14 protein-coding genes are annotated in these 17,711 nt (G+C 67.0%); 5 read left to right on the forward strand and 9 right to left on the reverse strand.

The annotated features are described in order from the left end of the window. Positions 1–51: 51 nt before the first annotated feature. Positions 52–1,443, reverse strand: a complete 1,392-nt coding sequence (locus RIA68_13555; GenBank protein MEQ8318468.1) for a Glu/Leu/Phe/Val dehydrogenase — start codon at positions 1,441–1,443, stop codon at positions 52–54. 617 nt (positions 1,444–2,060) lie between these two features. Between RIA68_13555 and RIA68_13560 the strand changes: the two genes are divergently transcribed. Next, positions 2,061–3,797 carry a 30S ribosomal protein S1 gene (locus RIA68_13560; GenBank protein MEQ8318469.1) on the forward strand — a complete coding sequence of 579 codons (1,737 nt, stop codon included), beginning with the start codon at positions 2,061–2,063 and terminating at the stop codon, positions 3,795–3,797. 452 nt (positions 3,798–4,249) lie between these two features. Further along, a complete protein-coding gene (locus tag RIA68_13565; GenBank protein MEQ8318470.1) occupies positions 4,250–4,702 on the forward strand; it encodes a MarR family winged helix-turn-helix transcriptional regulator in 453 nt (150 codons plus the stop codon). Between the two features lie 3 nt (positions 4,703–4,705). Here RIA68_13565 and RIA68_13570 read toward each other — a convergent pair whose 3' ends face one another. After that, on the reverse strand, positions 4,706–5,500 hold the full coding sequence (locus tag RIA68_13570) for a GC-type dockerin domain-anchored protein (GenBank protein ID MEQ8318471.1): 795 nt from the start codon (positions 5,498–5,500) through the stop codon (positions 4,706–4,708). Positions 5,501–5,696: 196 nt separating this feature from the next. Here RIA68_13570 and RIA68_13575 point away from each other — a divergent pair, with 196 nt between their 5' ends. Together RIA68_13575 and RIA68_13580 are read left to right on the forward strand one after the other, a co-directional pair. After that, positions 5,697–7,427, forward strand: coding sequence for a methylmalonyl-CoA mutase family protein (locus RIA68_13575; GenBank protein ID MEQ8318472.1), 1,731 nt, complete (start codon positions 5,697–5,699; stop codon positions 7,425–7,427). Between the two features lie 21 nt (positions 7,428–7,448). After that, positions 7,449–7,913 (forward strand): DUF4375 domain-containing protein, encoded by a 465-nt coding sequence (locus RIA68_13580; protein ID MEQ8318473.1) that lies wholly within the window; start codon positions 7,449–7,451, stop codon positions 7,911–7,913. A 23-nt stretch (positions 7,914–7,936) separates the two neighbouring features. Here RIA68_13580 and RIA68_13585 read toward each other — a convergent pair whose 3' ends face one another. Further along, on the reverse strand, positions 7,937–9,421 hold the full coding sequence (locus RIA68_13585; protein ID MEQ8318474.1) for a dicarboxylate/amino acid:cation symporter: 1,485 nt from the start codon (positions 9,419–9,421) through the stop codon (positions 7,937–7,939). Positions 9,422–9,531: 110 nt separating this feature from the next. Between RIA68_13585 and RIA68_13590 the strand changes: the two genes are divergently transcribed. Beyond that, a complete protein-coding gene (locus tag RIA68_13590; GenBank protein ID MEQ8318475.1) occupies positions 9,532–11,565 on the forward strand; it encodes an ABC transporter ATP-binding protein in 2,034 nt (677 codons plus the stop codon). A gap of 14 nt (positions 11,566–11,579) precedes the next feature. On the opposite strand, the gene RIA68_13595 is transcribed toward RIA68_13590, so the two are convergent. From RIA68_13595 to infB, 6 genes are all read right to left on the reverse strand, one after another. Further along, on the reverse strand, positions 11,580–12,017 hold the full coding sequence (locus tag RIA68_13595) for a DUF1801 domain-containing protein (protein MEQ8318476.1): 438 nt from the start codon (positions 12,015–12,017) through the stop codon (positions 11,580–11,582). Positions 12,018–12,417: 400 nt separating this feature from the next. Beyond that, positions 12,418–13,179, reverse strand: a complete 762-nt coding sequence (locus tag RIA68_13600) for a YebC/PmpR family DNA-binding transcriptional regulator (protein MEQ8318477.1) — start codon at positions 13,177–13,179, stop codon at positions 12,418–12,420. A gap of 91 nt (positions 13,180–13,270) precedes the next feature. Further along, the gene (locus RIA68_13605) at positions 13,271–13,900 is read right to left on the reverse strand and encodes a hypothetical protein (protein MEQ8318478.1); all 630 of its coding nucleotides are present in this window, start codon (positions 13,898–13,900) and stop codon (positions 13,271–13,273) included. Continuing rightward, positions 13,897–14,316, reverse strand: a complete 420-nt coding sequence (gene rbfA / locus RIA68_13610; GenBank protein MEQ8318479.1) for a 30S ribosome-binding factor RbfA — start codon at positions 14,314–14,316, stop codon at positions 13,897–13,899. Before rbfA ends, RIA68_13605 begins: the two co-directional genes overlap by 4 nt. Then, the gene (locus RIA68_13615) at positions 14,313–14,720 is read right to left on the reverse strand and encodes a DUF503 domain-containing protein (GenBank protein MEQ8318480.1); all 408 of its coding nucleotides are present in this window, start codon (positions 14,718–14,720) and stop codon (positions 14,313–14,315) included. The genes rbfA and RIA68_13615 overlap by 4 nt, the downstream gene beginning before the upstream one ends. Positions 14,721–14,830: 110 nt before the next feature. Continuing rightward, complete coding sequence (gene infB, locus RIA68_13620; protein ID MEQ8318481.1) at positions 14,831–17,650, reverse strand: translation initiation factor IF-2; 2,820 nt, start codon at positions 17,648–17,650, stop codon at positions 14,831–14,833. Between the last annotated feature and the right edge of the window lie 61 nt (positions 17,651–17,711).

The following is a 17,711-nucleotide window of genomic DNA, read 5'->3' on the forward strand; positions in this document are numbered from 1 at the left end:
AAAAAGAGCCGCGTGCTCTCGCACGCGGCTCGGTTCGGATTCGATCGTAGCTTACGGGAAAATGCCGCGGGTCTTATAGACCCGGCCGATGTGATCGAGGGCGGCCAGGTAGGCGGCGGTCCGCATGTCGCACTCGTAGCGCTGGCGGGCCAGCAGCGTGCGGCGGGCCGACATGCACATGACCTTGTTGAGCTCGCGGTCGACCGTCTCGACGTCCCAGATCTGGCAGGCTTTGTTCTGGACCCACTCAAAGTAGGACACGGTCACACCGCCGGCGTTGCACAGGATGGCGGGGAGCACCTCGATGCCGCGGCGCTGCAGCACGCGGTCGGCGGCGGGGGTACACGGGGCGTTGGCACCCTCGGCCACCACGCGGCACTGGAGCATCTCGGCCTCTTGCGGGCCGATCATCTGCTCGAGGGCGGCGGGGATGAACGCGTCGACGGGCGTGCTGTAGAAGTCTTCCTTCGAGATCGCGTCGGCGCCCTTGCCGTCCTTGCCGCTCTGGGTGGCGGCCTTGGACTTCTCGAAGCCGGCGATGCCGTAGTGCTCGTAGCTGTACTCGCTGAGTGCGTGGGCGTCGATGCCGGTGTCGCAGCGCAGGGCGCCCGAGTGGTCCATGACGGCGATGAGCGTGGCGCCCATGTCCTGGAGGATGCGGGCGGCCCACGAGCCCACGTTGCCGAAGCCCAGGATGCTGAACCGCAGGCCCTCGATGGGGATCTTGATCTGCGGGAGGATCTCGGCCATGACGTCGGCGACGCCCTGGCCGGTGGCCTTCTCGCGTCCGACCGAGCCGCCGACTTCGACGGGCTTGCCGGTGACGACGCGCATGCCGTCGTAGGCGCTCTTGCTGTTGGACATCTGGTACGTGTCGGCGATCCAGGCCATGTGCTGGGCATTGGTTCCGACGTCCGGGGCGGGGATGTCGTAGTCCGGCCCGATGTCGTTCATGATGGCGCTGGTGAAGCGGCGGGTTACGCGCTCCATCTCGTCGGGGCTCAGCTTGCGGGGGTCGACCTTGACGCCGCCCTTGCCGCCGCCCAGGGGCAGGCGGGCCAGCGAGCACTTCATGGTCATGAGCAGCGCGAGCGCCTTGACGTCATCGAGGTGGACGTCGGGGTGGAATCGCAGGCCGCCCTTGAAGGGGCCTAGCGCGTTGTTGTGCTGGACGCGATAGCCCTTGAAGAGGTGGTGGTGCCCGTCGTCGAGGCGGACGGGGAAGTGCACCATGATCTCGTTCTTGGGCTGGGCCAGGATGATCTTGACGCGGTGCTGGAGGTCGAGCATGTCGGCGGCGTGCAGCATGCTGCCGACCGTCTGCGTGTACAGGTTGTTGGGATCCTTGGGAAACCCAAGCTCGTCGAACACCGGGTTGCGGTTCTCCTCGTCCAGGGCGGGAGCCCCCGCGGAGCCTTGGGTCTGCGTCGCGATCGTTGTCATTGCTGCGGCTGCCTCACGGTGAAATCGGCGGTTCCATCCGGTGCTGGGGTCCGCCAACCCCGACGGCCGCAGGATCGGTTCCCGCGGCCCGTTTCTATCTGCCACGCTACGAACGAACGGCCATTCCGTTCGTTCGCGTGCCTCCATCTCCCTTGCATATCGGCCGATTCCGCCCGGCACTGGCAAGGCCCCAGCCATCGCGGGCGGCGTGCCGGCTGGGGTCTTCCCGCCGGCCGCGGCCCGAGCGTCGAGCTGAGCCGTAAGGCTAGCCGGAAGGGGGCGAAAAAGCGCTCTCGGAAGGCGGCATTATCGGAGTGGTCGGGGCCCGGCGGGCGCGGTTTTCTGCGGCTGCATCCGGCCGGCGTCCGAACGAAGATGGGGAGCCTGCCCATGGGGCCGGCGCCTAGTATCCTGTTCCGTTCCGCCGGTCCGGATGTCGTACGCAGGCGTTGTGGTGGCGCCCCGGAACCCAGAACGAGCCAAGAGCCGCCCTCGGGCGGGCCGACTCGAGCGATTCGCCCGCGGGGCGTGCGAGCCGGTACGGCGGCGTGTCGATTGATCGCGGGGCCCGGCGGCCCGAGATCGACGAGCACGACCGACTTGAGAGACGCAACTTTATGGTGGACGAAACCCTGATCGCATCGCTTGGCCTGGAAGACAGCGAGGCCGAAGCGATGGTCCGTGAAGCGCTGGGCGAAGCGGTCGCCAGCGGCGACATGGACAACCTGCTGGACAACCAGATCTCCGACCTCGAGCCGGGCAAGATCATCAAGGGCAAGGTTATTGGCTTTGCCGGCGATGACGTCGTGGTGGAAGTCGGGCTCAAGAGCGAGGGCCTGGTGCCCCGCGAGGAGTTCGACGAAGAGCCCAAGATCGGCGAGACGGTCGACGTGCTGCTGCGGAGCCTGGAGGGCTCCAGCGGCGTGGTCGAGGTGTCCAAGCGCCAGGCCGATCGCCAGATCGCCTGGAACCGCATCGTCGACAACACCAAGGAAGACGACATAGTCGAGGGCAAGGTCGTCAAGCAGATCAAGGGCGGCCTCTTGGTGGACATCGGCGTGCCGGTGTTCCTGCCGGCCAGCCAGGTCGATGTCCGCCGTCCGCACGACGTGCGCGACTTCGTGGGCCGTTCGGTCCGCGCGATGGTGCTGAAGATCGACACCGAGCGTCGCAACATCGTCATCAGCCGACGCCGCCTCATCGAGCAGGAACGCGACGCGGCCAAGAAGCGCCTGCTCGAGACGCTCGCCGAGGGCCAGATCGTCAAGGGCCAGGTCAAGAACCTGGCGGACTTCGGCGCCTTCATCGACCTCGGCGGCATCGACGGCCTGCTGCACATCACCGACATGAGCTGGAGCCGGGTGAACCACCCCAGCGAGATGCTCAAGGTCGACGAGGAAGTCGAGGTCAAGGTCCTCTCCATCGATATGCAGAAGGAGAAGATCGCCCTGGGCCTCAAGCAGAAGGACCCCAGCCCCTGGGAGGCCATCGAGGCCAAGTACCCCGTGGGCAGCCGCATCGCCGGCGAGGTGGTCAACATCATGTCCTACGGCGCCTTCGTGCGTCTGGAGGACGGCATCGAGGGCCTGGTCCACATCTCCGAGATGAGCTGGACGCGCCGCGTGAACCACCCCAGCGAGGTGGTCAGCGTGGGCGAGCCGGTCGACGTCGTCGTCCTGGACATCGACAAGAACAAGCAGGAGATCAGCCTCGGCATGAAGCAGACCGAGGTGAACCCCTGGGAGTTGGTGGCCGAGAAGTATCCTCCCGGCACCATCATCGAGGGCTCGGTGCGGAACCTGGCCAACTACGGCGCGTTCATCGAGATCGAGCCGGGCATCGACGGCCTGCTGCACGTCAGCGACATGAGCTGGACCAAGAAGGTCACCCACCCCAACGAGATCGTCGCCAAGGGCGACATGGTCAAGTGCGTGGTGCTCGACGTCGACCAGGAGAAGCAACGCATCAGCCTGGGCGTCAAGCAGCTCACCGAGGATCCGTGGCTCAACGCCATTCCCGGCGCCTACCAGCCCGGCATGGTCGTCCGTGGCACGGTCACCAAGATCACCAACTTCGGCGTGTTCGTCGAGCTCGAGGACGATCTCGAGGGACTGCTGCACATCTCCGAGCTGGCCGACCACAAGGTCGAGGACCCGCAAGAGGTCGTCAAGGCCGGCGACGAGGTCGACGTCAAGATCCTGCGCGTGGACATCAGCGATCGCAAGATCGGCCTGAGCCTCAAGCGTGCCCAGTGGGGCGACGCCGGCGACGGCTCCTACTCGGCCGATGCCAGCCCGCAGCGCGGCGGCATGGACGACCACGACGCGATGGGAACCAACAAGATCGAGTTCTGATCTCGTAGGAGCTCATCAGGAACGCAACGAAGCCCGGGCGCGAGCCCGGGTTTTTCATTGTGCGCAGTATGGCAGGTCCACGGTTCTGGCCGCAGCCAGCACCGCTTCTTGCTTACATCAGGGCGATGAAGCTGAGGACCGTAAGGAGCATGACCCGCTTGCCGTTGTCGGAGACCTTAAGGACGCTCTTCATGGTTTTCGGCCTTTCTGCTCTTGTCGCCGGCCCGCACCCGGGACGGTTCGAAGATAGACCTTCAACCCCGGTGCCAAGGGTGCCAGAGCGGCCATAACCGCGTGCCGGACGTGCCGCGGGCACCGGATTCGGGCTTATCAGACGAGCGATGGTGCTTCGCGGCAACGCCCCAGATCAACACGTTGCACGTCGCCCACATCCGCGGCGAGCGAGCCGGAACATATTTGCATCTGCATCGATTCATCCGATAGAGGCTCCGATGACCACGCCGACCCCCGAGCAAGACCGAGAACTGGCCGACACCTTCACCGGGTGCCTGGCCTCGGCGATTCGCCAGGCCGACCGGCTAGTGGCGTCGGTCTTCGACGAGCGGCTGCGCGCCGTCGGGCTCCGTGGCACCCAGATGTCGCTGCTGGGCATGATCGCCAAGCTCGGCCGTCCCAGCCAGAGCGAACTCGCCGAGGCGACGTACACCGACGCGACCACGCTCAGCCGGAACCTGGACCGCCTGGTCGAACGCGGGCTGGCCGAGCGAACCGAGTGCGACCAGGACAAGCGGGTGCGACGGTACTCGCTGACCGACGACGGGCGGGCGTTGCTCGTCGACGCGCTACCGCACTGGAGGGCAGCGCAGCAAGAAGTATCGGAACGTCTGGGTGGAGACGCGTGCGAGCTGCTGCGACAGCTGACGGCTTCGCTCGCGAACAGCTAGGGCTTACTCGCAGCCGCGATCGAACGCCGTCTGGAACGCAAGGAAATCGAAGATGGTCAAAGACCCGTCGCCGTCGAAGTCGGCGGTGGGGTCGCCCGCGTCGAAGAGGTTCTGGAACATCAGGAAGTCGAAGATGGTCAGGGCGCCGTCTTCGTCGAGATCGGCGATGCAGTCGAGGCCGACCGTTCCGTAGAGCTCGAAGGCCCACTCCTTGCGCGTCGGATGGAAGACGGTCATGGGCTGCCACGGGTCGAGCACGTCGCCACCCTCGGTCACCGAGAAGTTCCACAAAGCGGTGGCGTTGCCGTTGGTCCACTCGGGGTGGAGCGGGGCGTTGACGGGCTTGCCGGCGCCCGGAGCGCAGTGCGTGCGGAAGGCCAGGAAGTAGCAGCCCTCTTCGAGTTGCACGTCGACCGTAATCGAATTGCGATAGATGGTGCCGAAGGTGGAACTCACCAGCCCGCTGGGCTCGACCGTGATGGTCGCGTCGGCCTCGCCGACGATGAGGTCGCCCGGCCCGCCGGTGCCGTCGTCGAATACGTAGAGGTACCAGTCGCCGCCCAGGATGACCGGCGGGTCGATCCATACCGAGTAGAAGACGATCTCCGTGATCCTCGTAGTGGTGGCCCATCCGATCTGGAAGTCGTCGGCGGCGATCCGCAGCGAGTCGGGCATGCGAACCGCGCTGGACGCGAAGCCCGTGGCCTCGAGTGCGGCGTCGCCCTCGTGGTTGATCCAGAGGGCGTCCTGGGCGAAGGCGGGGGTGCAAAGCAACGCGGCGGCGAGGGTGGTACGCATCTTGAAAGCTTCTCCTGGATGGACCGCATGGATTACGTCCGAACGACGAGCGTTGTTGCGTCTGGAAAAGCCCCATCGCGCAGGTCGCGCGCTTTGGGCGTTTCGCCCCCCGGACGTATACTTCAAGGCCGAATCACGCACACCACTGGCAGCCGGGCCCGCCTGCCCCATGCCCCCTCGGGCCCAGGAGACGACCATGACCACCGCCAACACCAGCATCACGGGCTCGGGCCTGAACGCCGACGGCACGCCGGCCGGCGTCGATCCGGTGGCCGTCACCATCTCGGGCATCGTGCTCGACGAGAAGTACGGGCCCGATAATCTCCCGGCGTCGCTGCAGAACTTCGATCGCGACATCGCCGAGCCGGGCTCGTACCCGTACACGCGCGGGCTGTACCCGCAGGGCTATCGCAGCCGGCTGTGGACGATGCGGCAGTTCGCCGGCTTCGGCTCGGCCGACGACACCAACCGGCGCTTCAAGTACCTGCTACAGGCCGGCAAAACGACCAAGACCAAGGCCAACACCGGGCTGTCGACCGCGTTCGACCTCCCCACGCTGATGGGCCGCGACAGCGATGACCCGCTCAGCGTCGGCGAGGTCGGCAAGTGCGGCGTGGCGATCGACACCATCGAGGACATGCACCGGCTGTACGCCGACATCCCGATCGACCAGGTCACGGTCAGCCAGACGATCAACGGGCCGGCGTGCGTCATCTGGGCCATGTACCTGGCGATGGCCAAGCAGCGCGGCTTCGATATTGCTGACTTGGGCGGCACGCTCCAGAACGACATCCTGAAGGAGTTCCACGCCCAGAACGAGTTCATCTATCCGCCCGAGCCGAGCGTGAAGCTGGTCGTCGACACGATCGAGTTCCAGGCCCAGCACATGCCCAAGTGGAATTCGGTGAGCATCAGCGGCTACCACATCCGCGAAGCCGGCAGCACCGGCCCGCAGGAGTTGGCCTTCACGCTGCGCGACGGCATGGAGTACGTCGAGGCGTGCCTCCTGCGCGGGCTGGACATCGACAAGTTCGGGCCTCGGCTCTCGTTCTTCTTCAACAGCCACAACGAGTTCTTCGAGGAGGTCTGCAAGCTGCGCGCGGCACGGCGCATCTGGGCCCGCATGATGCGCGAGCGCTACGGCGCGCAGAGCGAGCGGAGCTGGTTCATGAAGACGCACGTGCAGACGGCCGGCTGCAGCCTGACCGAGCAGCAGCCGCTGAACAACATCGTCCGCGTGGCCTACCAGGCCATGGCCGGCGTGCTGGGCGGCTGCCAGAGCCTGCACACCGACAGCATGGACGAGACGCTGGGCCTGCCCACCGAGCAGGCCGTCACCGTCGCGCTGCGCACGCAGCAGATCCTGGCCCACGAGACCGGCGTGACGCGAACGGTTGATCCCTTGGGTGGCAGCTACTTCGTCGAGGCGCTCACCGACGAGGTCGAGGAGCAGGCGCTCAATTACATCGGCGAGATCGACGAGATGGGCGGCGGCATCTGGAAGGGCCAGGACGGCGGCAAGCCGACCGGCGGCTACGGCGGCGTCGTCGAGGGCATCCACCAGGGCTACTTCCGCCGCAAGATCGCCGAGGCGAGTTACCGCTTCAGCGAGGAGTGCGAGGCCCACGATCGCATCATCGTCGGCGTCAACGAGTACGTCGAAGACAACGAGGACCGACCGATCGACATCCTGCAGATCGGCCCGGAGGTCGAGGAGACCCAGCTCGAGCGTTTGACGGCGTTCAAGGCCAACCGCAACGCCGACGAGACCAAGCGCGCCCTCGACGCCATCCGCACGGCCTGCCAGAAGGGCGAGAACGTCATGCCCCACCTCATCGACGGCGCCCTGGCCAACGCCACGCTGGGCGAGATGGTGCAGGCAATGGCGGATATCTACGGGCGGTATGCGGGCGGGCCGGAGTGGTAATGAGCCATGGGGGAGAGTGGCATGACAGAAGATGGGTTGTGGTCAATGATCCGCGTGGCTCGGTCTGCCATGGACCTGAGTCTCGACCCGAATGATGTCGATGCTGACCTGGCCAACTTCCCCGAAGCAGTTCGCAATGTCGTATGCGTGCTGAGGTGCGATTCTGAAGTATGCAATGGCGGCATACATCAGTTTTTGTACAATCACTCGGGCGTGCTGGCTCCTGGCGCGGTGACAGGCCTTGTCGCCATTGGTCGATTGGACTTGGCAAGACTGCTGCAAGCCTCAATGGATAAGCTGGGCGGTGAGTACCCGCGCGATACCGAGGATCGACGTGAGATCATGTATGAGATGGAAGAGCTCCTCTCAGAACTCCGCGCGTTGGACAGTGATTACTTCAGACTTGCCGGAACGCCATTCGAAGCCGCGGCGGAAGAGTCTCTGTCAGATTCAGTGAGTCGATACGTGCGTGAGAATTCTGAGTAAGTGCTCCGGACAAGAGCCGAGTTTTAGGAACCGCTCGGCGGCGACTCATCAAACCCCCGCTCTTCCTCCTCCACCAACCGCCGCTCGACCTCCTCGGCGCTCGCCAACTCCCCTTCCGTCCCCGCCACCACCGTCGCGACCATCGCGTCGCCGGTGACGTTGCAGGTGGTGCGGCACATGTCCAGCAGGCGGTCGACGCCCAGGATGGCGGCGATGCCCTCCAGCGGCACGCCCACGCTCTGCAGCACGATCACCAGCATGATGACGCCCGCGCCCGGCACGCCGGCGGTGCCGATGGACGCCAGCGTGGCGGTGCCGACGATGGCGAGCTGGTCGCCCAGGCCCAGGTTCATGCTGTAGAGCTGGGCGATGAAGACGGCGGCGACGCCCTGGTAGAGGGCCGTGCCGTCCATGTTGATGGTGGCCCCCAGGGGCAGCACGAAGCTGGAGACCTCGTCGTTGACGCCCAGCCGCTTTTCGACGCACTCCATCGTGACCGGCAGCGTGGCGCTGCTGCTCGCGCTGCTGAAGGCCAGGAGCTGCGCGGGGGCGATGGCCCGGTAGAACCGGCCCGGCCCCACGCCGGTGAAGACCTTGAGCACCACCGGATACACGGCGAAGACCATGAGCGCCAGCCCGCCCACGACGCACAGGCTGTAGACCGCGAGCGCGCCGAGGACTTCCAGGCCCAGGTCGGCCACCACCTTCACGATGAGCGCAAAGACGGCGATGGGGGCGGTGAGCATGAGGAGCTCGACGAGCTTGATGACCGCCTTGGTCATGCCGTCGCAAAAGTCGACGACGGGCTTGGCCTCCGATGGCAGGATCAGGCTCAGGCCGATGCCGATGAGCAGCGCGAGGAACACGATCTGCAGCATGTTCCCCTCGGCGATGGCGGCGAAGGGATTGGCGGCGATGAGGTCGACGATGCGGTCCCAGGCGTTGAGGCCCTCGGCGGCGGTGGCGCGATCGACGCCGCCCTGGGCTTGGGCGCTGTAGTCGGCTAGCAGGCGGTCGCGTGTTTCCTGGGGCACGAACGAGCCCGGGCGCGCGACGTTGGCGATGATCAGGCCCAGCGAGATCGCCACGGCGGTGGTGGCGAGGTAGATGCCGATGGTCTTGCCGCCGATGCGGCTGAGCTTGGTCAGGTTGTTCAGCGTGCTGACGCCCACGATGAGGCTGAACAGCACGATGGGCACGGCGATGAAGCGCAGGCTGCGCATGAAGAGGTCGCCGACGAAGAGGTTGAAGTTGCGGACGAATCGGGACGCGTGGGCGAGGAAGTTGGCGTCCTGGTTGGCCGGCGTGACGCCGTCGTCCAGCAGGGCGCTGGCGTCCTTGGCCAGGAAGGCCGGCACGTCGTCGACGCCCATGGCGTTCCAGGTGCCGGTGGTCCACGCCAGGTTGATGATCAGGCCCACCACGATGCCGGCGACCAGGCCGATGATGATCTGCCAGTGCAGGGCGAGGCCCCTGCGGCGCGGGGTGGCTTTGGACGAATCGGCCATGGAAACCTCCTGCGAATGCCTTCTCGGGGTGGTCGCGGGTCGGATGGTGAATCCGCCAACCCTATGCGGCCCGCGTTCAGAAACTGTTATCCCCCGCCATACGATGGTGCGTGGCGAGGAACCAGCAAGTCAGCAGCCGGCGGTACCGGCACTACATCCAGCGTGAACGCGAGCGGCGGGAGGAGGCGAACCAGCCCACCGACGATCCGCTGGCCAAGAAGGGCAAGCGCACGCGCGGCTTCGGCACGCTCGCGCGCGAGTTCTGGGGCCTGCTCCGCGGCCACCGCCGCATGGTCGTCGCCTCGCTCGTCACGCTGACGATCGCGACAGGCCTGGGGCTGCTGCTGCCGCTCTCGACCAAGATCGCGCTCGACTTCATCCTGAGCACCGAACCGGGCCTGATGGGGCTTGCCGAGACGCTGCCAGAACCCCAGCGCGAGCGGGCGCTCAAGCACCTCGGTACGCTCGACGAGGACGGCCTGACGTCCCTGCGGTGGCGGGCGCTGATGGTGCTGTGCGGCGCGATGATGCTCGTGGCGGTGCTGGGCGTGGCCTTCGGCATCTGGGGCCGCTGGCAGATGACCCGCATGACCAAGCGCGTCCAGGCGATGCTGCGACGCCGCGTGTTCGAGCACGCGGCACGGCTGCCGCTCCATCGCGTGCAGGCCATGCGCTCGGGCGGCGTCTCGAGCATCTTGCGCGAGGACGCGGGCGCCGCGGCCGAGCTCTTGTTCGGCATGATCTACAACCCCTGGCGCGCCGCCGTCACGCTCCTGGGTGCGCTCATCGCGATGGCGGTGGTCGACTGGCGGATGCTCGTGGGCGCCATCTTTCTGCTGCCGGTGGTGTGGATAACGCATCGAGCCTGGATCGGGCGCATCAGACCCATCTACCGCGACGTGCGCAAGACGCGCAGCGAGATCGATGCGCACGCCACCGAGGCGTTCGGCGGCGCCCGCGTCGTCCGAGGTTTCCACCGCGAGCAGCAGGAGGCCTCGCGCTTCACCGGCGGCGTGCACCTGATGGCTCGACAAGAGCTTCGGGCGTGGTGGTGGAGCCGGAGCGTCGAGCTCGTCTGGTCGGTCATGATCCCCGCGGCGTCGGCGGGCGTCTTGCTCTACGGCGGGGCGGCCGTGCTGGGCGGCACGATGACCATCGGCGACGTCATGATGTTCTCGGTGTACCTGCTCTATCTCCTTGGGCCCATCGAGGCCCTGGCGGCCAGCGCGACGCAGATCCAGAACGCGCTGTCTGGTCTTGATCGATCCTTGGACCTTCTCGAAGAACCGCTCGAGTTCGCCGACACGCGGGGTGAGGCGACCAGCATGCCCGCGGCCGTGCACGGCCGGATCGCGCTCGAGGGCGTGTGGTTCGCGTATCCGAAGAGCAAGAAGAAGTCCGACGAAAATATTGAGCCCGAGTACGTCCTCAGGGACATCAACCTCGACGTGCCGGCGGGTTCGACCGTTGCGCTCGTTGGGCGCAGCGGCAGCGGCAAGACGACGCTGTGCAATCTCGTCGCGCGGTTCTACGACCCGAGCAAGGGCCGCGTGCTGCTCGACGGCGTCGACCTCCGCGAGATCGACGTCGATCGGTACCGGGCGCTCTTGGGCGTGGTCGAGCAGGACGTCTTCCTCTTCGACGGCAGCATCTACGACAACATCGCCTACGCCCGGCGGTGGGCGACCGAGGACCAAGTGCGCGAGGCCGCGCGCATCGCGAGCGCCGACGAGTTCATCGAGGAGCTGAGCGAGGGCTACCAGACCATCGTGGGCGAGCGCGGCGTGCGGCTCAGCGGCGGGCAGAAGCAACGCATCGCCATCGCGCGAGCCGTGCTGGCCGATCCGAAGGTCCTGATCCTCGACGAAGCGACGAGCAACCTCGACACGCACAGCGAGCGGCTCATCCAGCGTGCCCTGCGGCAGCTCACGAGCGAACGCACGACCTTCGTCATCGCCCACCGCCTGAGCACCATCCGCCACGCCGACGCCATCGTCGTGCTGCACAAGGGCCAGATCACCGAGGTCGGCACGCACGAGGAGCTGCTCGCGCGGGGCGGGGCGTATGCGGGTCTCGTGCAGGCCCAGGTCGAGGACCTCGAAGAAGATCTCGAGGACAACCAGCGTCTGGCCGAGCAGTCGTAAGGATCAAGCTCGTTCTAGAACAGGTGCTCGCCGTCCATCGCGGCCGCCCGTCGGATCCACTCGGTCCACTGCGCTTCATCGATCGGTTCGCCCTCGAAGACGTGGGCGTACCGAACGTCCTGGTGCTTCGAGCCAACCGGTGGCTGCGGCTGAAGGTGGGCCCCCATCAGGAACGACACCTTCACGTACTTCGTGCAGCAGTTGATGCCCATGAACCAGCCGCGATCCTCGACGCCATAGAACGGCGTGTTCCAGCGAACGGCCTTGCGAACGTCGGGCACGACGTGCTCGACGAGCGCATCCAGTTGCTCGCCGATCGACCGCTTCCATCCTGGCATCGCGGCGATGTACGCCTGCACCGGCGCATCACCATCGGCCTTGGGAATCTGCGGGTTGCCGCCCGTGAGCAGCTTCGGGGCGGGCTCCGACGCTGATCGTCGCTTCTTGGCCATGAGAAAGGCTAGGTCAGACGGGCGGTCGTATTCGTTGCCGGTGTAGGCGTGAGCGGCGGACTGAGAGATAGGCGTGGGTGCGAGCTAGTCATGTTGTGTACGCAAAAGCGGCTGGAGCCTGCGATAGATCACCCATACGAGCGCAGCCAAGACGAGCAGGTGGAGCAACGCGATGATGCAAAGCACGCCGGGTACTCCGAGCAATGATTCGGCGTACTCGTCTCGGATGTCAGCGTCCCAGATCGGTTGGCCCATCCGCCAGAAGAACCGTACAACGAGGATAATGGCGATTAAGCGGAGCACGCACACAGCCGCGTCCCACGAGCGAGCGGTGGCTGCAAACTTGATTGCGTCAACAACCTTCCGCACGTGACGCGACCCCCGAGCGAGTTGATCCTGCCTACCCCGCCGCCCCCGCCGCCATGTCCTCGTCCAGGTTGTGGTACACCTTCTGCACGTCGTCGTTGTCTTCGATGGCGTCGATGAGGTTCATCAGCTTCTGGGCCTCTTCCTCGGTCGGCTTGGCGATGACGTTTGGGATCTTGTCGATGCCGCCCTCGCTGACCTCGATGTCGGCCTGCTCGAGCGCCTGCCGGACGGCGTGGTAGTCGGTACGCTCGGTGGTGATGACCCAGTAGCCCTCTTCATCCCCATCGGCTTCTGGGGCCTCGATGTCCTCGGCCCCGGCCTCGAGCGCGACATCCATGAGCTGCTCTTCGTTCGTCTTCGACGCTTCGATGTAGATGCGGCCCTTGGTCTCGAACATGAACGCGACGCTGCCGGCGTTGCCCATCGTGCCCCCGCCCTTGCTGAAGACGTAGCGCAGGTCGTTCACGGTCCGCGTGCGGTTGTCGGTCAGGGTGTCGACGATGATCGCCACGCCGCCGGGGCCGTAGCCCTCGTAGACGATCTCCTCGAAGCCCGCACCGTCGGCGGCGCCGCTGCCCTTGTCGACGGCCCGCTGGATCGTGTCCTTGGGCATGTTGGCGTAGCGGGCCTCGTCGATGGCGTAGCGCAGCGCCAAGTTCGTGTCGGGGTCGCCCCCGCCCGCGCGGGCCGCGGCCATGATGGCCTTGGAGCACTTGCTCCAGATCTTGCCCTTCTTCTTGTCCTGCCGCTCCTTGCGGTGACGGATGTTCGCCCACTTGCTGTGTCCGGCCACGTGCGTCTCCCCGGCCCAGTGCCGATCAAATGACGATGTTCTGCGGCCGATGCGAGACCCGGCCCGTGCGTGCGGTCGATTGTAGTGTCGCTCAGACGCGGGCCACGCGGCCGGCGGCGGCCTCGAGGCGCAGGTAGAGATCCCTGGCCTCGCCCGTCGAGCAGCACCGGGCCAACAGGTCGGCGGCGTCGGCCGTGCTCGTCTCGGCGGGCACGACGCCGCGCTCCACGATCACGCCCAGCAACCGGCCGTCCACCGGCACGCGGTGCTCGCCAAAGGCGAGCAGTAGTACGCGATCGATCGCGAATGCCGGCAGTGCCTCGATGCCCTCGAGGTAGGGCCCGCCCTCGTGGGCACCGGCGCGGGCCACGCGGTCGATGCTGACGGCGTCCTCGCGATCGAACACGGCGTTGAGCGTGTCGAGGATCGCACGGGCCCGCCTCATTGCGTGCTCGTCGGTCATGCCCACCGTGTCCTCGACCTCTTCCTCCAGCGCGACGCGGACCTCGTTGAGGTCGACGAACTGGTCGGCCAGCCGGCGGGCCGCGCTGACGGCCGCGGGCACGCCCGCCTCCCACGCCAGCAGCGAGAACACGAGCTCGGCCGTCGCCATGTCGGTCGAGCCGGGCAGCAGCGCGGCGGCATCGGGCGAGGGCGGCAAGGGCACGCCCCCCAGCCACGATTCCAGCACACGCTGCGTCTCGGCGACGGGGTGGTTCATGGCTGCGGGTCCGTCGAATCGGGCGCGTTTGCGGACTGGTCGCTGTCGGCTTCTTCGCCGTCACCCTTCTCGTCGAGCTCCTCGCGCACCTTGGCCAGCGTCGAGAGCACCTCTGCCTGCTTCTTCAGACTCGAGTCCTCGACGAAGCGGAACTCGGGCATGGTGCGCGTGCGGATGAGCTCGGCGACTTCGCGCCTGATATGCCGTGCGGCGCTCTGCAGGCCGTGGACGGTGAGCTTCTGGTGCTCGACGGGCAGCACGCTGATGCCGATGGTCGCCTGCTTGCTGTCGGGCGTGACGTCGACCCTCGTGACCGTGATGAGGCCACGGACGCGCGGGTCTTGCAGGCCCCGGGCGAGCACCTGCTGCACGCCCTTCTCGAGCGAGGATGCCAGGCGGTCGGTCTTGGTGCTCATGCCGTCTCGCTCCCTTCGGCCGCGTCGGAGTGGCTGAAGTGCTCGAGCATCTCCTGCCCCAATGCCTCTGCATCCGGCCCGGACTCATCCAGCCCGGGCGGCGCATCTTCCTCACGCGTCGGGACCACGATCTCGCGTCGTACGCTGCCGATCTGCCCGTCGCGGAGTTCCTTGAGGCGGTTCCACGCCTTGTCGAGCAGCTCGTGGGCGCGAGGTCCGTCGGTGGCGACGAGCGCAGCGCCCATCATGGCAACCGTCGGGTTGTCGTGGGCCCCGACCTCAGCCACGCTGATGCGCAGCTCGCGGCTCAGCTTGTCGCGCACCGACCGTACCACGGCCCGCTTGTCCTTCAGGGACTCCGCGCCGGGCACGAACAGCTCGAACTGGAGGACACCGATGACCATGAGCTAGAGGCAGGAAGGCACGGAGGCACGCAGGCACGAAGGAGAGAACGCATCGACCTTGCGCTCTGCCCTTCGTGCCTCCGTCCCTTCGTCCCTTCGTGCCTTCCCCATCACAGCGTCCGCTTCACCTCGACCTGCTTGTAGCACTCGAGGATGTCGCCCTCCTTGATGTCGTCGTAGCCGTCGATCTTCATGCCGCACTCCATGTTCGCGCGAACTTCCTTCGCGTCGTCCTTGAAGCGCTTGAGCTGGCTCAGCTTGCGATCGTTCTCGATGACGATGTCGCCGCGGGTGACGCGGATGAGCGCGTCGCGCTGCACCACGCCGTCGGTGACGTAGCAGCCGGCGATCGTGCCGACCTTCGACACCTTGAACACCGCACGCACCTCGGCGTGGCCCAGGACCTCCTGGCGCAGCTCGGGGTCGAGCATGCCCTCGGCGGCCATTTGCATGTCCTCGGTGATGTGGTAGATGACGTCGTACGTGCGGATCTGCACGCCCTTGCCGTCGGCCAGCTTGCGGGCCTTGCCCGAGGGGATGACGTTGAACCCGACGATGACGGCCTTGGACGCCTCGGCCAGCAGCACGTCGCTCTCGGTCACGCCGCCCACGGCCGCGTGGATGACGCGGACCTTGATCTCCTCGGTCGAGACCTTCTCGATCTCGCTCTTGAGCACATCGACCGAGCCCTGCACGTCGGCCTTGAGAACGACCAGGATCTCCTTCAGCTCGGCCTCGGCCATCTGGCTGAACATGCGGTCGAGCGTCATTGCCGGCTGGGCGAGCTGCTCCTCGCGCTCGCGAGCGCGGCGCTGCTCGGCGGCGTTCTGGGCGTCCTTCAGGCTGCTGGCCACGAAGAACTTGTCGCCCGCGTCGGGCAACTCGTCGATGCCGGTGACCTGTAGCGGCATGGGCGGGTGGGCCTCGCGGATGCGTTGGCCCTTGTCGTCGGTCATGTCGCGGACGCGGCCGAACGCGCGGCCTGCGACGATGAAGTCGCCGACGTTGAGCGCGCCCTCTTGCAGCAGCACGTTCATGACGGCGCCGCGGCCGGGCTCCATCTGGCTCTCGATGACCGTGCCGCGGGCGTTGCCGCCGAAGTCGCTCTTGAGCTCCAGGAGCTGGGCCTGGAAGTCGAGCGTCTCGAGCAATTCCTGGATGCCCTGGCCCGTGTGGGCGCTGGTGCGGATGACCTCGACGTCGCCGCCCCAGTCGACGGGGTTCAGCTCGTGCTGGGCGAGCTGGCCCAGGATCTCCTGGATCTTCGCATCGGTTGCCTGCGGGCGGTCGATCTTGTTGAGCGCCACGACGATCGGCACGCCGGCCGCCTTGGCGTGGTTGATCGACTCGATGGTCTGGGGCATCACGCCGTCGTCGGCCGCCACCACCAGCACCACGATGTCGGTTACGTTGGCGCCGCGCGAGCGCATGGACGTAAACGCCTCGTGGCCCGGCGTATCGATGAAGACGACCTGCTTCTCTTCGCGGTCGGTGTCGTCGCCCACGTGCACGGGCACGCGGAAGGCGCTGGTAGCCTGCGTGATGCCGCCGGCCTCGCCCGCGGCCACGTTCGCGTCGCGGATCTTGTCCAGCAGGCTCGTCTTGCCGTGGTCGACGTGGCCCAGGATGGTGACGATGGGGCCACGCGACCGCTCATCAACGGTCGTCCGCTCCTCGAACTGGGCGGCAACGGCTTCCTCGGCGCTCTTGGCGGCGGTGACTTCGAGCTCGATGTCGAAGTCCATCATGATTTCCTGGGCCTTCTCGACCTCGATGCCGCTGTTGATCTGGGCCATGATGCCCTGCATGAACAGCTTCTTGACGATCTCGGCGCCCTTCACGCCGGTCGCGGCCGACAGGTCCTTGATCGTGAACGGCGCGGTGATCTTGACCGTGCCGCCCTGCTGGGCCGGGCTCTGCTGGCGGGCCTGCTGGCCCGCGCCGCGCGCCAGGTCCTGGCGGCGCTTGCGCAGGTAGCCGCCGGCCTGCTGCAGCTTGGCCTCACGCTCGATGAGGTCCTGCTCGCGCCACATGCCGCTGCCGCCCTGCTGGGGCTCGTTGCGTCCGCGACGCCGCGAGCTGGGCCCGCCGCGCCGACCGCCGCCGCCGTCCATCGGGGGCATCGGGCCGCCAGGGCCACCCGGCCCGCCGAATCCGCCGCCACCGCCACCACGCGGGCCACCGCGGCCGCGCGGCCGGGTGTCGACCTGCTCGGGGGCTTCGACGCGCACGATCTTCGGGCCGCTGAGCTTCACCGGCGTCTTCTCGTGCTGGTCGATCATCGGGCCGGCGGGCTTGACGACCGTCGGCCGCGTCGGCACGTTCTGCGGCGCGGGCTTGGGCGGAGACTTGGGCGCCTCCGCGGCGGCCTGCTGGCCGTTGCCCGATGCGTCGTCGTCCGCGTCGCCGGTTGCCGGTGCTTCGTCGGCGGCGGGGGCCTCCGTCGCGGCGGGCTTCGCCGGCTCGACGGGCGCTTCGGCCGCCTTGGCCGGAGCCTCGGGCTTGGGTGCCTCGACCGGGGGCTCTTCCTTGACGCTCGCGTCGTTGCCGTCGTCTGCCGAGGGCGCGGCGGGCGTGGCCCGGCTGGCACGCTTGGGCGGCTCGGCGACGGCCGTGCCCGTGGTGCTCTCGGTCTCGTCCGGCTTGCTGGCCTTGCTTGCCTTGCCGATCTTCTTGGCGGCGGCCTTGCGGGCGCGGGGCTTGGCGCGGACCTTCTCCAGGTCGACGCGCTCGGACGTCTCTACCGCGGTCGCCGAGGGCGCAGCCTCACCCGCGAACCACTCGCGGATCGTTGCCTCGAGCCCGACCGACACGGTGGACATGTGGTTCTTGATGTTCGACTCGGGAATGCCTTCGTCGCGGCACTTCTGCACCACGGCCTTCGAGGCAACCCCGAGCTCCTTCGCGATCTCGAACACACGCTTTGCCAAACGTCACTCCATGCGCCCGAGCCCCGCCAAACACACCGGCAAGGCCCCGCGGACGCGCTGC

The organism is Phycisphaerales bacterium (genome assembly GCA_040217175.1).
Lineage (GTDB): Bacteria > Planctomycetota > Phycisphaerae > Phycisphaerales > UBA1924 > JAHCJI01.

Excerpts from the sequence above, each read along its gene's own strand:
- RIA68_13555 (MEQ8318468.1), bottom strand. The coding sequence starts at position 1,443 with ATGACAACGATCGCGACGCAGACCCAAGGCTCCGCGGGGGCTCCCGCC.
- RIA68_13560 (MEQ8318469.1), top strand. The coding sequence starts at position 2,061 with ATGGTGGACGAAACCCTGATCGCATCGCTTGGCCTGGAAGACAGCGAG.
- RIA68_13565 (MEQ8318470.1), top strand. The coding sequence starts at position 4,250 with ATGACCACGCCGACCCCCGAGCAAGACCGAGAACTGGCCGACACCTTC.
- RIA68_13570 (MEQ8318471.1), bottom strand. The coding sequence starts at position 5,500 with ATGCGTACCACCCTCGCCGCCGCGTTGCTTTGCACCCCCGCCTTCGCC.
- RIA68_13575 (MEQ8318472.1), top strand. The coding sequence starts at position 5,697 with ATGACCACCGCCAACACCAGCATCACGGGCTCGGGCCTGAACGCCGAC.
- RIA68_13580 (MEQ8318473.1), top strand. The coding sequence starts at position 7,449 with ATGACAGAAGATGGGTTGTGGTCAATGATCCGCGTGGCTCGGTCTGCC.
- RIA68_13585 (MEQ8318474.1), bottom strand. The coding sequence starts at position 9,421 with ATGGCCGATTCGTCCAAAGCCACCCCGCGCCGCAGGGGCCTCGCCCTG.
- RIA68_13595 (MEQ8318476.1), bottom strand. The coding sequence starts at position 12,017 with ATGGCCAAGAAGCGACGATCAGCGTCGGAGCCCGCCCCGAAGCTGCTC.
- RIA68_13605 (MEQ8318478.1), bottom strand. The coding sequence starts at position 13,900 with ATGAACCACCCCGTCGCCGAGACGCAGCGTGTGCTGGAATCGTGGCTG.
- rbfA (MEQ8318479.1), bottom strand. The coding sequence starts at position 14,316 with ATGAGCACCAAGACCGACCGCCTGGCATCCTCGCTCGAGAAGGGCGTG.
- RIA68_13615 (MEQ8318480.1), bottom strand. The coding sequence starts at position 14,720 with ATGGTCATCGGTGTCCTCCAGTTCGAGCTGTTCGTGCCCGGCGCGGAG.